The organism is Psychromonas sp. (genome assembly GCF_047632955.1).
Classification (GTDB): Bacteria; Pseudomonadota; Gammaproteobacteria; order Enterobacterales; family Psychromonadaceae; genus Psychromonas.
Map to the genome: position 1 here is coordinate 216,662 of NZ_JBLIED010000002.1, position 15,366 is coordinate 232,027.

Here is a 15,366-nt window from a genome sequence, read left to right on the forward strand (position 1 = left end):
GAAGTAAGCAAGAGAAAAGCCGCCCGGGACGTTTTTTATCTTGCGCTGCTCAACCACTTTTTAACGCACCACCTCAGACATTACAACCCTGTACTGGCTGAGGTTAGAAAAATCCTCCATGATTTTTCTTGCTAAAGCGTTTGTGCAGCACAGGAAAAACGTACGGGAATTTTCGTAGCCGCATTGGTTTGGTATTCGAGTGTAGAAGTATGGTCATTATAGATTAGTTAAAATCGCCCGCCTAAAGGCGGGATTCCAAATGGCGTGCAACTTAAAAGCGAGATGGCGGTGTGTTTTTGGAACTGAGCCTTTAGGCTCGGCGTTTGTTTGACATTAGCTAACCGCTCAGATTTTGTGCAATGTTCTCTAAGATTCCCGATTAAAAGACCTCGGGAATGACGAAGTGGTGTTATTCGGGGATAACAAGGGAGAATTCAGTGTTGACGGAATATTGTTATTAAGAATGACGCCACCGCAGTAGCCGTCACCTCCGAGGTGTTTTAATCGGAGGTCTCAATTCAACGACAGTTCGATACCTTGAACGGACTAAACTCTACGCGCTGTTGATCATTTAGTAGTCATCCCCGAGATGTTTTTATCGGGGAATTGCCGGGTAGGTGTTTTGTATCAAAACAGTGCGTATTGGCTGGACAATAGTTTCACGCTCATTAATACCGACATGCAGACCACCAGCGGTTTTATCATTTTGGTGCCTTTGCTAACCACCAAACGTGATCCCAGTGTTGCGCCCAGCGCCTGGCCCACCAGCATTATTGCGCCTAACATCCAAAATACTTTACCGCCCAGAGCGAAGAAAATTAACGAGGCAATATTCGTTGAAAAATTCAGAACCTTAGCATGAGCGGTTGCTTTGGCTAAGCCGTATCCAGATAACGAGACAAAGGCAAGGGCAAAAAAACTGCCGGTTCCCGGACCAAAAAATCCATCGTATAAACCCACACCCAATGCTGCCGTTAAAGCAAATACGGCAGGCGTTAACAATTGGTGACGATCATCTTCGCTGATCTTTTTAGAAAACAGAAAATAACCGCCAATGGCCAGCATCAGGAAGGGTAAAATCATCTGTAGATAAACGATATCAATTAACTGCACTGCGATTGTGCCAATCGCTGCCCCGATAAAAGCGCACAGTATCGAAAGTTTCATCTCCCCTAAAATCACCCGCCCTTTACGCACAAAATAAACACTCGCAAAAAAACTACCACCGCAGGCCTGTAATTTATTGGTTCCCAGTGCCACGGTTGGCGGAAGTCCCGCCCACATTAAGGCGGGAATAGTTAACAAACCACCGCCACCGGCGATAGCGTCGATAAAACCGGCTAAAATGGCAACGGCAAATAATAAGGTGATAATTTGATAGGAAAGTTCAATCGGCAAGGTTTGTACTCTTTTTGAATTGCAATAACAGGTGACTATTAGACGGGATTTACCATAGCGGCGCAACAACAGATTGATATTAAAGATAATGATATGGTTTTTTGCTGACAATAAGTTGCCAGCAAGATATTCGCTGTTTTTATGATAAACATTTCTTAACTATTAACTGTTTTTACTCGGCCTACCTGGCCATCTTCTAAGCGTACCTTTATACAGTGGGGATGAAAGGTTGAATTAGTGAGAATATCTTTAACAACACCTTCGGTGAGCTTACCGCTACGCTGATCCTGTTTTAAAACTATCGACACTGTTAAACCTTTTTGGATATTGCTTCTTTGTGTACCGCTCATAATTTTCCTATTAAATGTCTATAAAATGTTTACTTGTTAATGACCTTCGGCACAGGATAATAACAGAGCCTCTGATTGTTGCTTAAATCAACGGAATAAAATGACCATAATAGCGTTTTTCATCAACCAGGGATTCCAGCGCTTTGCTGCTTGGAAATGTTGCCCATTTTTGTGCGGTTAACTTTACGCTCTCTTCACTGGACCAGATGATATGCCAGCAGATTTCTTGAGGATTATCGGTTTTTTGCAGTATCTCATGGGAAATGATCACTTTATCATGCGCATTTATCTCGGCAAACAGAGACTCGCTCAATTTAATGACGCGGGCAAGATTCTCTTTGGAAACGCTAAAGACTGCAAATTCGCTACAATGACCCATCAAATTCTCCATGGTTGTGATAGCTGGCAACTATACCCCATAAGGTGATAATACAACACAGCCAGCCCTTGATGCTTTGGCTTCGTGCTTAGCCAATGAAAACTCTTGTAGCCGATTTTCCTTGTTTGTAAGCTTGCGCTTGAGGCTAATGGTTTTAATTCTTAGAGGGAGTTCCGCCCTTGATGGCGATTTTTCCTCGTTCCCATGCTCTGCGTGGTAACGTAAATACCGTACGAATTGTTTGTAAGCTTGCGCTTGAGGCGTCTGGTTTAACTTTCTTTGTTGGTCTTTCGCCCTTGACGGCGACTTTACTTCTCTTTGAACGGCCAAAGAGAAGTAAGCAAGAGAAAAGCCGCCCGGGCCATTTTTTGATCTTGTACTGCCCAGCTATTTTTGACGCACCAGTTCGGACCGCACATCCCTGTGCAGAGCCGAACTTAGTGGAAACATCCATGTTTCCACTTGCTAAAACAGCTATTCATTACAAGAAAAATGGACGGGAATTTTCGTAGCCGCTCAGATTTTTTGCAATATTCTCTGAGATTCCCGATTAAAAGACTTCGGGAATGACAGTGATGTTGTTTTGGGAATAACGCGCCCTATTATCCGTCACCTTCGAGGTGTTTTAATCGGAGGTCTCAATTCAACGATAGTTCGATACATTGAATGAGTTAAACTCTGTGTGCCTTTAATCATATTTTCATATTGTTACTGTTATGACGCATTAAGATTCCCGATTAAAAGACCTCGGGAATGACAGGGGGTGGTGTTTTGGGAATGACACGCCCTATTATCCGTCACCTTCGAGGTGTTTTAATCGGAGGTCTCAATTCAACGATAGTTCGATACCTTGAATGGACTAAACTCTGCGCGCCGATAATCATATTTTTTATTGTTACTGTTTATTATGCATCGAGATTCCCGATTAAAAGACCTCGGGAATGACAGGGGTGGTGTTTTGGGAATGACACGCCCTATTCCCCGTCACCTCCGTGGTGTTTTAATCGGAGGTCTCAATTCAACGATAGTTCGATACATTGAACGGGCTAAACTCTACGCGCCATTAACCATATTTTTTATTGTTACTGTTTATTATGCATCAAGATTCCCGATTAAAAGACCTCGGGAATGACAGGGGGTGGTGTTTTGGGAATAACGCGCCCTATTATCCGTCACCTCCGAGGTGTTTTAATCGGAGGTCTCAATTCAACGATAGTTCGATACCATGAACGGGCCAAACTCTGCGCGCCGTTAATCATATCTTTTATTGTTACTGTTTATACCGCATTAAGATTCCCGATTAAAAGACCTCGGGAATGACAGGGGTGGTGTTTTAATCGAAGATCTCGACGAGATAAGGCTTATTCGAAAGATAACTGTTTTTTAACTTTCTGAGATTCCAGCTAAAACAGGACAGAAATAACGTAATCTAGTGTTTTTCTTTAGGCCAATCTCGGGTTAACATGCCTCAGCTCAGCCGATAAAAACATAATATCCTGACTCGAATGCCATAATATAAGCACTTTAACCTTGTCTCAAAAAATATTAAATTATTTTTTTAATGTTTTTTAATAACGGATTGATTGATAAGGTCATTTATTACGTTGTCACGGCCCACCCTGACAGCAATAAAGCATTAGATAAACTGATCAACAGGATATAACTTTTAATGCCTAAATTACATAAAAGTTAAGTTAAATAAATATCATAAAAATACAAAAAATTAACAAACAAACCTCACCGGCCCAATAACCCTATGTTATTTAAGGGTTATTTTTCAGTGCACAGTTCACCAAACGGGACTAAAGTTAACATAAAATTAACTTTATTGATTGAAATCAAGTGTCCGGTTAAACAACCCACTTAGTCTACACCCTCGCAGTTAGTCGCAATTTAAGCAGGGAACTCTGTCATGAACAACGTGATGAATAATACGGCAATCAAAAAAAACTTTATTCAATTACTGATACTCGCTCTTATCTGTCTCTCTTTACCTGCTTATGCCCTGTTTGTCAGCCCGCCTAAAGATCCCATTCCTTTTATTCAAGAAACCTTTCCAACACTCACCAAAATTTCAGAAAAACAGGGTGAACCGCTTTTGTGGACTGTCTACCAGGAATCGGAAATATTAGGCTATGCCTTTGAAACCAATGATCTTGCTAGAATTCCTGCCTATTCCGGCGAACCCGTTAATATGCTGGTGATCATTGATCCCGCCGGAAAATATCTTAACGCAAAAGTATTAGAGCACCATGAGCCAATTATTCTGGCCGGTATTCCGGAAGAAAAGTTATGGGGGTTTATTGATCAATACGTTGGTTTATCGGTCGCTGATGCTATTAAAGTCGGCGGAACAACAAGCGAGGGTTATGTGCCGATTGACGGACTCTCCGGCGCTACGGTCACTGTTATTGTAATGAATTCAGCAATCACAAAAGCCGCTCATATAGCCGCCCTTTCATTAGGAATTGTTGAGGAAAAGTCCGGTGCTATTCAGCCTATTTCTACCATAAAAAAAGATCTTTTTGAAAAGAAAAACTGGGCCAACCTGACCGGAGACGGCTCCATCAGAAAGTTATATTTAAGCAATCGGACGGTGCAGAATGCCTTTGTGGGAACCGAGGCTGAAGGCGTCGATAATGTTCCGGCATCTCAGGCAGATTCAATGTTTGCTGAGATTTATTATGCCCTTGCGGATATTCCAACAATCGGTAAAAACCTTTTTGGAGAGTCTGATTATCAATGGTTCACTCGCGATTTAAAAGCGGGCGAGCATTTGATTGCCGTCTTTGGTAACGGTTATTCCTATAAAGGCTCCGGTTATGTACGTGGCGGTATTTTTGACCGCATTCAGATTCATCAAAATGATAACAATATCTCTTTCCGTGATTTAGAACATAACCGAGTGGCGGACCTTTACACTGAGAATGCCCCCCGATTTAAAGAGATGTCGGTGTTTAAAGTCGCTGCACACCATGAGTTTGATCCCGGCGCAACTTGGCAAATAGAGTTATTAGTGCGCCGCCAAACCGGCCCCGTTGACAGTTTATTTAACAGTTTTAAAGGCAGTTATGATGTATTAGAAAAATACGTTGATACTCCGCCTGCCATCTATCCTGAGCCGGAATTAACCCTGACCGAACAGATCTGGTTAGAGCATCAGGTTAAAGTGGTGATATTGATCATTTTAATAACCGTGCTGTTACTGATTTTATTCTTTCAGGATATTCTCGTTCGTCACCCTACCTTTATGCACAATCTGCGCCACGGATTTTTAGCCGTGACCGTTGTCTTTATCGGCTGGTCATGGGGAGGACAATTGTCGGTGGTTAATGTGTTCACCTTTTTACATGCTTTGGTGAAAGATTTTTCCTGGGATCTGTTTTTATTAGATCCGGTTATCTTTATTCTGTGGTGCGCCGCAGCGGTCACTATTCTTTTATGGGGCCGAGCGGTTTATTGTGGCTGGCTATGTCCCTTTGGTGCCCTGCAGGAATTGCTTAACACTTTTGCTCGCCATGTGAAAATTCCGCAAATAGAATTACCCTGGGCCGTCCATGAACGTCTATGGGCCATTAAATATCTTATCCTATTAGCCCTGTTTGGCCTCTCCTTAGACTCCATTGCAGTAGCCGAACAGTTTGCTGAAATTGAACCCTTTAAAACCACTTTCTTGCTCAAATTTGATCGCGAATGGCCCTTTGTACTTTGGGCGGTATTTTTACTTGTAATCAATTTATTTAACCGTAAAACCTTCTGCCGCTATCTTTGCCCCTTAGGTGCTGCGCTTTCTATTTCTAATACGGTGCGTTTATTTGATTGGCTAAAACGCCGCCCGGAATGTGGTTCGCCCTGTAAAATCTGTGCGACAGAGTGTGAAATTCAGGCGATTGCACCCGATGGCGTGATTAACATGCGCGAGTGTCATTACTGTCTGGATTGTCAAATCACCTATTACAACGAAGAAAAATGTCCACCGCTGAAAAAGTTGGCCTATAAAAAACGTAAAAAAAATGAAACTGAAATAGCGATAATAGAACTTTAAAAGTGTGGAAATGCACCACCACCCACACCTCATGAGACTGCGAAACTTTGTTCCGATTATTCTTCATCAACCGAGGACAAAGAGTTAAAGGATGAAAAGACAAACAGCCGAGCCTAAAGGCTCAGTTCCAAAAAACAGCACTGCCGCAGTTAAGTGGCACCCAAATTGGAACCCCGTCTTTAGGCGGGGCAATGTTTTGCAAAAACATATTGTTAAAAATCAGCAATGCACTGCTTTAGTAAAAAAACAAGCGCCGAGCTGAAAGGAGCAAAAGACAACACAAGCAATAATTAGTTTTAGTCATTTCTCCGTGTAGCGCAGCGCCTCTGTGTTCTCGGTGGTAGAAGTCTTTAAGCTTTTTACAAAAATGACCAGAGTCATCTACATAAGCAGATAGCTTATTAATTTTAATATAAAACAACAGGATGGAGATGAAGCATGAGTGAGTATAAAAGCGATCTACCCAAAAATGAACAGTTAGAAAATTCAGACCGACGTAAATTTTTTGGTAAAAGTGCAGCCTTTGGCGTAGCAGCAGCTGCAGTGCCGATGAGCGCGGCAATGTTTTCCACTATGGCAAAAGCGCAGGCGGCTGAGGCGGGCAACAGTACCACTGTCCATCCTGGTGATTTAGATGAATATTATGGTTTCTGGAGTGGCGGCCAGTCCGGCGAAATCCGTATTATGGGTATTCCTTCAATGCGCGAATTAATGCGTATTCCGGTGTTTAATTTAGACGGTGCAACGGGTTGGGGATTAACCAACGAAAGTATACGCGTTAAAGGCGAAAATTCGCACTTTATGACCGGTGATGCGCATCATCCGCACATGAGTATGACCGACGGCCGTTATAACGGCGAGTATCTTTTCATCAACGACAAAGCTAACTCACGTGTTGCGCGTATCCGTTGTGATGTCATGAAAACCGATAAAATAATCACTATCCCTAACGTTCAAGGGGTCCATGGTTTACGCGTGCAAAAAGTACCCGAGACTAAATATGTAATTTGTAATGGTGAGTTTGAAATTCCAATGAATAATGACGGCAAAGCGTCACTGGAAGATGTCAGTACTTACCGTTCATTATTCAGCGTGATTAACGCGCAGACAATGGAAATTGCTTTCCAGGTAATGGTCGACGGAAACCTCGATAATACCGATGCTGATTACGATGGTAAATATTTTGCGTCTACCTGTTATAACTCAGAAATGGGCATGAACTTAGGTGCCATGATCACATCTGAACGAGACCATTTGGTGGTATTTAGTTTAGCGCGATGTGAAGCAGCCGTTAAAGCGGGTGAATTCACAATTTACAATGATAATAAAGTGCCCGTATTAGACGGCCGTAAAGGATCAAAGCTTACCCGTTATGTTCCGGTCCCTAAATCACCCCATGGTGTTAATACCTCACCTACCGGCAAATATTTTATTGTCAACGGCAAATTGTCTCCAACGGTTTCTATCGTTTCAATTGAGAAATTAGACGCTTTGTTTGATGATAAAATCAAGCCGCGCGATACGGTTGTGGCAGAGCCTGAAGTAGGTTTAGGTCCGCTGCATACTGCCTTTGATAACAAAGGTAATGCTTACACGACTCTGTTCCTTGACAGTCAGATAGCCAAATGGAACATTGACGATGCAATCCGAGCGCATAACGGTGAAAAGGTGAATTATCTTCGCCAGAAACTCGATGTGCATTATCAACCCGGTCATAACCATACTTCTATGGGTGAAACACGTGACGCAGACGGCAAATGGTTAGTGGTACTGAGCAAGTTCTCTAAAGACAGATTTTTACCCGTTGGCCCGTTACATCCAGAAAACGATCAGTTAGTTGATATTTCCGGTGACGAAATGAAACTGGTGCATGACGGCCCGGCTTTTGCTGAACCCCATGACTGTATTTTGGTGCACCGCAGCAAAATCAGAACCGCAAAATTATGGTCACGTGATGATCCGATGTTTGCTGAAACCGTTGCCATGGGTGTAAAAGATGGCGTCAATGTCATGACCGACAACAAAGTCATTCGCGACGGTAACAAAGTGCGTGTCTACATGACCTCCGTTGCGCCTATGTATGGCATGACTGAATTTAAAGTGAAGCTCGGAGATGAAGTTACCGTCGTCATAACCAATCTGGACATGGTTGAAGATGTTACCCATGGTTTTTGTATGATTAACCACGGTGTGCAGATGGAAATTAGCCCGCAGGCAACGGCATCGGTTACCTTTACCGCCAATCAGCCGGGTGTGCAATGGTATTACTGTAACTGGTTCTGTCATGCGCTGCATATGGAAATGCGCGGTCGTATGTTAGTCGAAGCATAAGCCGTTCCCATTGGTTCCCGGTAACTTATTGACCGGGATCCTATTAGGAAACATGCTTATGCACTTCACTCCGGTAAATTAAAGAATGTACCACGCACGCTTCATCAGACTGCGAAACGTTGTTTCGGTTCTTCTTCATCAACAGAGTTAAAAGATGAAAAGACAAACAGCCGAGCCTAAAGGCTCAGTTCCAAAAAACAGGACTGCCGCAGTTAATACCAAAAGCATTAAATTTATGATCAGTTGCTTCAAAGGAAAAATTTACACTCACAAAGCCGTTGGTATGATTTTGAATAGTAAATCTGATCACTTTATTAATGTATTTGATATGGTGTTATCGGTAGGGTGCATTCTATGCACCGCGGGCAGAGAAAATCGGTGCATAGAATGCACCCTACGAGCTATGCGTTTGTTGTCATGGTTGGTGCTAGTTGGCGTTCAAATAAGACAGCCATTAAATTTATGATCAATTTTAAATAGCAAATCAGATCACTTTATTAATGCGTTTGGTATAAGTGGCACCCAAATTGGAACCCCGTCTTTAGGCGGGGCAATGTTTTGCAAAAACATATTGTTAAAAATCAGCAATAATTAGCTTTAGTCTTTCCTCCGTATAGCGCGCAGCGCCTCGGTGGTAATACCTTTAAATGTGTTACAAACAAATAACCTGAGTCTTCTACATAAACATATTGGGAAAATAAATTCGTTGAACATTAATTCGTCTAAAATTATCACTGTTTTATTAATAACCGTATTAAGTCTATTTCAGACAGGTCTTGGCGCTGCTGTGCTAGCAGTAAACAGCAGTGATAATCTGCAGCAAAAATTAGATTCGGCATTAACTGGCGATACACTGTTTTTACAGGCGGGTGAATATCGGGGTAATTTTGTGATCCGTCACAGCATCACCCTGACCGGAAAAGAAAATGCCACCATCAATGCTCAGGGGAAAGGTCATGCCCTGAGATTATTAACATCGAATATCAGTATAAAAAACCTCAATATCATTAACTGGGGTGCTGATTTAACCGCGCAAAACGCCGCTATTTATGTCGGACAAAAATCCGACCATCTTATTATCAAAAATAACAACTTAAAAGGCGATGGTTTCGGGATTTGGGTACAGGACTCGAATCAAGTGTTAATTGCCAATAATCATATTCAGGGCAACCCAAAATTACGCTCCGCAGACCGGGGTAACGGTATCCAGCTATCGGTGGTCACTAACGCCGATGTGGTTGGCAATGACGTCAGCTTCACTCGCGATGGTTTATATATTATCTCCAGTCAGAATAGCCTATTGCGCAATAACACCCTGCACGATTTACGTTATGGTATCCATTATATGTATTCCTACGACAATAAAGTGCTTAATAATCTGACTTACAATACCCGTGCAGGATACGCTTTAATGAGCTCTAAAAACTTGCAGGTAAGCGGCAATGAAAGCCGTGACAGCGAAGATTATGGTATGTTGCTGAACTTTATTACCTCATCCACCATTGACCATAACAGCATCAAAGATGTTTGGACCAAACCGGAACATAAAGTGCTCGGACGTCAGGGGAAAGGTTTGTTTGTTTATAATTCAGCATACAATACAATAAGTTACAATAAAATAGACACGGCTGAAATTGGCATTCACTTAACCGCCGGTTCAGAAAACAGCAAACTGTTCGGCAACAGCTTTATCAATAATCCGGTGCAGGTTAAATATGTTTCTAATAAAAAGCAGGAATGGAGCCAGGATGGCCGGGGTAATTACTGGAGTAACTATTTAGGTTGGGATCTTGATAATAACGGCACCGGGGATACCCCCTTTGAACCCAACGACGGCATCGATAAACTTATTTGGCAATACCCCGAGGCTAAAGTGTTATTAGACAGTCCCGCGGTATTATTGCTGCGCTGGATTCAAAAACAATTTCCGGTGCTCAAACCCGCCGGCATTAAAGACAGTTTTCCGCTCATGTTGCCTCCCAATATCGAAACAAAAGCCGAAATAAAAGCTGAAACCAAACCCGAAACCAAGGTTGATACCAAGGGCGAAGCAACAACGCTTAATTCAACACACTAGTCTGCTCAAAGGATCAACAAATTTATGAGTGAAAATATTGTATTATTAGAGCAGGTTAATAAAAATTATCAGCAGCTTGCCGCGCTGCAAAACATCGATTTAAAGCTTGCCGCCGGTGAAGTACTGGGTCTGTTTGGTCATAATGGCGCGGGTAAAACGACCATGATGAAGCTGATTTTAGGGATCATCAAAGCCGGCTCGGGAAAAGTCTCGGTGTTTGGGGTTGATCCGCAAAATAAAAAAGCCTGGAGCAGCCGTAAAAAAATTGGTTACCTGCCGGAAAATGTCAGTTTTTACGATCAGCTGACCGGATTTGAGGTGCTCACCTATTTTGCCCGTTTAAAATCCGCAGACAAAAAACAGGTCGCGGCGCTGCTTGACCAAGTCGGCTTGTCCTTTGCCGAAAATCGTCCGGTCAGAACCTACTCAAAAGGGATGCGCCAACGTTTAGGCTTAGCCCAGGCTTTTTTAGGCGACCCTAAATTATTATTACTTGATGAACCCACGGTGGGGTTAGATCCCATTGCCACCCAGGAGTTTTATGCCAGTGTTGATCAATTAAGGAGTAATGGCGCAAGTATTATACTTTGTTCGCATATTTTACCGGGTGTAGAGCAGCATATTGACCGGGCAATGATTTTATCGGGCGGAAAATCCGTTGCAGCAGGGACACTCTCGACACTCCGTGATATCGCGCAACTGCCGGTGTCGATTAAAACTCAGGGTATTAATGAAAAGCTTTTGGATAATAAAAAATTGGCCGCTTTTATGGTTGCCCCTAACCTGCTGCACGTGCCTGAATCTGAAAAAATTGATGTTATTCGTGAGTTAATGAGCTTTAAAAAATTGACCGACCTGCAGGTTGAAACACCCACTTTAGCGCAAATATATCACTACTTTCTGGAAAATAAGAAGGCTGGTACTACACAGGAGAAAGCATTATGAATCCTATCTGGGCGGTGGCCTTAAAAGAGTTTCAAGACGGCCTTCGCAACCGTTGGTTTATTTCAATCACCTGCATTTTTGCGCTGTTAGCCATTGGCCTTAGTTATTATGGCTCGGTGGCATCGGGACAAATTACCGCCCCTTCGCTATCCACCACTATTGCAAGTTTATCCAGCCTGTCGGTGTTTATTATTCCTTTGATTGCGTTATTACTTTGTTACGACAGCTTTGTCGGCGAGCAGGAATCCGGCACTTTATTGTTACTGCTGACCTACCCGGTCAGTCATACTCAGCTGCTGCTCGGTAAGTTTATCGGTCAAGGCAGCATTATTACGCTGGCCACTGTTATTGGTTTTGGCAGTGCCGCTATTCTGCTCGGTTTTAGTACCGATTTTGCCTCGGTATTACCGGCCTTTGCGCTGTTTATTTTAACCGCCAGTTTGCTCGGCCTGAGTTTTGTTGGTTTGGCTTATATTATCAGTTTGTCAGTAACGGAAAAATCTAAAGCGGCAGGTCTCGCATTGATCATTTGGCTGTTTTTTGTGCTGATTTTTGATCTGGCGTTATTAGCGATTTTAATCGGTATTGAGGACGGCGTAACACAGCAGGGATTAGTGCAGTTGATGCTTTTTAATCCCGCGGATCTGTTTCGCCTGATTAATCTTGCAGCTCTCGACAGCGGCGATGTTAACGGGGTATTAGCGGTTGCTATTAACAGTGACTATTCGGTGTCAAGTTTGTTATTAATGATGCTCGCCTGGGTTGTTTCGCCACTGCTTTTGGCGCTGTTTATTTTCAGTAGAAAAAGTATTTGATAGACTCCCCTAACCGTCACCTCCGAGGTGTTTTAATCGGAGGTCTGGTTATGTGCTGATTGGCTTTTATAAGCTATGTGCACTGGAAACGGCACGCAGAGCTTTCCTCGTTCATGACGTAAAACATGTTGGACTTTACGCCGCCCCTAGTCGTCATCCCCGAGGTGTTTTAATCGGGGATCTAGTTATGTGCTGCTTGAATTTTATGCGTTATATGCACTGGAAATGGCACTCAGAGCTTAGCCCGTTTCCTCGTTCCCATGCTCTGCGTGGTAACGTAAATACCGCATCGGTTATTCGTAAGCTTACGCTTGAGGCCTCTGGTTTAACTTTTATTGTTGGTCTTTCGCCCTTGACGGCGACTAGACGATGAGAAACCGAAACGCAGTTTCGCAGTTCGAGGGAGTCATGTTCTTTGAAGGGCCAAAGAGAACAGGTCACGCGGAGCTTAGCCCGCTCGTGACACTGAACTGCCCGATTAAGTGACCTAGGAAATGACGGAGGTTTTTGTTTATTAGCGTTTACCGTGAAAATATTCATCGAGATTCCCGATTAAAAGACCTCGGGAATGACGGAGGTGTTGTTATTTGGAATAAAGGTACCGTATTTTCGTCACCTCCGAGGTGTTTTAATCGGAGGTCTGGTTATGTGCGGATTGGCTTTTATGCGCCATGTGCACAGGAAAATACACGCGGAGCTTTGCCCAAGAAAAACGTACGGGAATTTTCGTAGCAGTATTGTCTTGGTATTCTATTGTACTAGAAACGGCACGCGGAGCTTAGCCCGTTCATGACACTGAACTGCCGTTCACTTCCCGATCAGGTGACCTCGGGAATGACGTAAAAAAGGTTGGGCTTCACACCGCCCCTAGTCGTCATCCCCGAGGTGTTTTAATCGGGGATCTAGTTATGTGCAGATTAGATTTTATTAAGCTTGCGCTTGAGGCGTCTGGTTTAACTTTTATTGTTGGTCTTTCGCCCTTGACGGCGACTTTACTTCTATTTGAAGGGCCAAAGAGAACAGGTCACGCGGAGCTTAGCCCGCTCGTGACACTATGCTGTTGCATAACTCGCCAGGATAAAGGCCGATACAGGGACGGCAGAGCCTGTCCCGCTCATGATCCTGAACTGGCGTTCAATTCGCCTAGACGTTTTTTATTCTTGTGCTGCCCAACCGCTTTTTAACGCACCACCTCAGACATTACGTCCCTGTACTGGCTGAGATTAGAAAAATCCTCCCTGATTTTTCTTGCTAAAGCGCTTGTTCATCTCAAGAAAAACGTACGGGAATTTTCGTAGCCGTATTGGCTTGGCATTCTATTGTACTGGAAAGAGAACGCAGAGCGTGGGAACGAGGAAAAGACCTCGGGAATGACGTAAAACATGTTGGACTTTACGCCGCCTCTAGTCGTCATCCCCGAGGTGTTTTAATCGGGGATCTGGTTATGTGCCGATTGGCTTTTTAAGCAAAAAATACTGTTTTCTTACTGAGTTAAGGGAATAACGATCTAATTTAAACAACAAAGGTTAACAACATGAAGCGCTTTTTTTATTCCAAATCAATACTAATTTTCAGTCTGTTAGCCCTGTTACTGGGCTGCTCGGACGAACAAACCGAAAAAGAGATGCTTAAACAGGCGGTGGCTATTGAGAGTTCCGATGAGTGCCACCTGTGCGGCATGATTATTTCTCGATTCCCCGGGCCTAAAGGTGAGCTTTACCAAAAAACATCGGAAGATGTTGCTAAGTTCTGCTCAACACGGGATCTGTTCGGCTATTTATTACAGCCGGAAAATAAACGTCAAGTAAAGCAGGTATTTGTACATGATATGAGTAAAACGCCCTGGGGAAAACCGGACGATCAATATTTTATTGATGCTCGATCCGCCTGGTTCGTTGTTGATTCTTCAAAGAAAGGCGCGATGGGTAAAACCCTGGCAAGTTTTGGCCTGCAGGAAGATGCTCGGGCTTTCAGCCGCGAGTATGGTGGCAACGTTTATGCCTTTGATGATATCACCATAGACATGCTTTAATCGCGGCTTAAAGACTATCGGCAATCAATACATAGCTTTCTCTGATATGTTCGATAAGCATACGGATTTTTAGCGGCGGCTGACGGGTAAAGGGATAAACGGCGTAAATGCCCAGTTTTTTACCTACCCGGTCAGGAAATATATCCAATAAATCGCCTTTTAAAAAATCCTGATAGACCAGACATCTTGGCACATAGGCGAGACCATGGCCGCCTAAAGTCGCTTTTCTCAGTGCCCCTACATTGTCTGTTGAGAAATTACCCGCCACTTTGACAATATAGTTGCCGTTAATCCCTTTGAATTCCCATTCCGAAGCCCCGGTTGTTTGATAGGCGTATTGCAGGCAATTGTGATTAACCAGATCTTCCGGCGTCATAGGTTTGCCAAAACGTTTGATATAAGCAGGCGCTGCGCAGATAACCCATTGAGAGTCCACAAGATGCCGGGCGATTAGACCCGAGTCGGCTAAATATCCGGTCCGTATCACCAGATCATAACCGTCTCTGATGATATCAACAAAGGCATTTTCCAGCGACATGTCAACGGTTAATCCGGGATGCATACCGCAAAATTCAGCAACTGCAGCGGCTAATACTAAATCACCGGAAATGCACGGCACCGACATTTTGACATGACCGGTAACACTTTCACCGTATCCGCACACCGCGTCAATGGCATCTAATGCTGCCTGCTTCACATTTTTGGCACCCTGATAAAGCACTTTACCTGCTTCACTGACGGTAAGTTTTCGCGTGGTGCGATACAAAAGCTGCACTCCGAGATCCGCTTCCAATCGTTTAATTCGTTTGCTAACCACTGAATTTGTAAGGGAATTTAGCTCTGCAACTTTACTAAAAGAGCCCTCTTCAACCACCTGAGCAAAGAGGATAAGGTCATCTGTTTTAGCCATGATTATGCAACTTATGGAAATAATGTAATTCATTATCTACATATATCCATAAAAAAGATAGGCGTATCTTAACATCAAATTAAC

Annotated in this window: 11 protein-coding genes; 7 read left to right on the forward strand and 4 right to left on the reverse strand. The window is 43.4% G+C overall.

Annotation, left to right across the window (positions count from 1 at the left end; all coding sequences use genetic code 11):
- Nucleotides 1-627 precede the first annotated feature (627 nt).
- The 3 genes from ACJAZP_RS02675 to ACJAZP_RS02685 form a co-directional block, all read right to left on the reverse strand.
- Nucleotides 628-1,398 carry a TSUP family transporter gene (locus ACJAZP_RS02675; protein ID WP_415229293.1) on the reverse strand — a complete coding sequence of 257 codons (771 nt, stop codon included), beginning with the start codon at nt 1,396-1,398 and terminating at the stop codon, nt 628-630.
- A 155-nt stretch (nt 1,399-1,553) separates the two neighbouring features.
- Nucleotides 1,554-1,748 (reverse strand): YwbE family protein, encoded by a 195-nt coding sequence (locus ACJAZP_RS02680; RefSeq protein ID WP_415229189.1) that lies wholly within the window; start codon nt 1,746-1,748, stop codon nt 1,554-1,556.
- Between the two features lie 82 nt (nt 1,749-1,830).
- Nucleotides 1,831-2,157, reverse strand: coding sequence for a hypothetical protein (locus ACJAZP_RS02685; RefSeq protein WP_415229190.1), 327 nt, complete (start codon nt 2,155-2,157; stop codon nt 1,831-1,833).
- A gap of 149 nt (nt 2,158-2,306) precedes the next feature.
- Here ACJAZP_RS02685 and ACJAZP_RS02690 point away from each other — a divergent pair, with 149 nt between their 5' ends.
- The 7 genes from ACJAZP_RS02690 (at nt 2,307) to ACJAZP_RS02720 (ending at nt 14,372) form a co-directional block, all read left to right on the forward strand.
- Complete coding sequence (locus tag ACJAZP_RS02690) at nt 2,307-2,639, forward strand: hypothetical protein (RefSeq protein ID WP_415229191.1); 333 nt, start codon at nt 2,307-2,309, stop codon at nt 2,637-2,639.
- Between the two features lie 1,400 nt (nt 2,640-4,039).
- Entirely contained in the window at nt 4,040-6,172 is a 2,133-nt protein-coding gene (nosR, locus tag ACJAZP_RS02695) for a transcriptional regulator NosR (RefSeq protein WP_415229192.1), read from the forward strand.
- 438 nt (nt 6,173-6,610) lie between these two features.
- The gene (nosZ, locus tag ACJAZP_RS02700) at nt 6,611-8,503 is read left to right on the forward strand and encodes a TAT-dependent nitrous-oxide reductase (RefSeq protein ID WP_415229193.1); all 1,893 of its coding nucleotides are present in this window, start codon (nt 6,611-6,613) and stop codon (nt 8,501-8,503) included.
- Nucleotides 8,504-9,200: 697 nt separating this feature from the next.
- Nucleotides 9,201-10,580, forward strand: a complete 1,380-nt coding sequence (locus ACJAZP_RS02705; protein ID WP_415229294.1) for a nitrous oxide reductase family maturation protein NosD — start codon at nt 9,201-9,203, stop codon at nt 10,578-10,580.
- A gap of 24 nt (nt 10,581-10,604) precedes the next feature.
- Nucleotides 10,605-11,525: an ABC transporter ATP-binding protein gene (locus ACJAZP_RS02710; protein WP_415229194.1), complete on the forward strand. Its 921-nt coding sequence runs from the start codon at nt 10,605-10,607 to the stop codon at nt 11,523-11,525.
- Nucleotides 11,522-12,340, forward strand: coding sequence for an ABC transporter permease (locus ACJAZP_RS02715; RefSeq protein ID WP_415229195.1), 819 nt, complete (start codon nt 11,522-11,524; stop codon nt 12,338-12,340). The genes ACJAZP_RS02710 and ACJAZP_RS02715 overlap by 4 nt, the downstream gene beginning before the upstream one ends.
- 1,534 nt (nt 12,341-13,874) lie before the next feature.
- Complete coding sequence (locus tag ACJAZP_RS02720; RefSeq protein WP_415229196.1) at nt 13,875-14,372, forward strand: nitrous oxide reductase accessory protein NosL; 498 nt, start codon at nt 13,875-13,877, stop codon at nt 14,370-14,372.
- Between the two features lie 7 nt (nt 14,373-14,379).
- Here the strand turns inward: ACJAZP_RS02720 and ACJAZP_RS02725 are convergent, their stop codons facing one another.
- Nucleotides 14,380-15,282: a LysR family transcriptional regulator gene (locus ACJAZP_RS02725; protein WP_415229197.1), complete on the reverse strand. Its 903-nt coding sequence runs from the start codon at nt 15,280-15,282 to the stop codon at nt 14,380-14,382.
- Nucleotides 15,283-15,366: the final 84 nt, after the last annotated feature.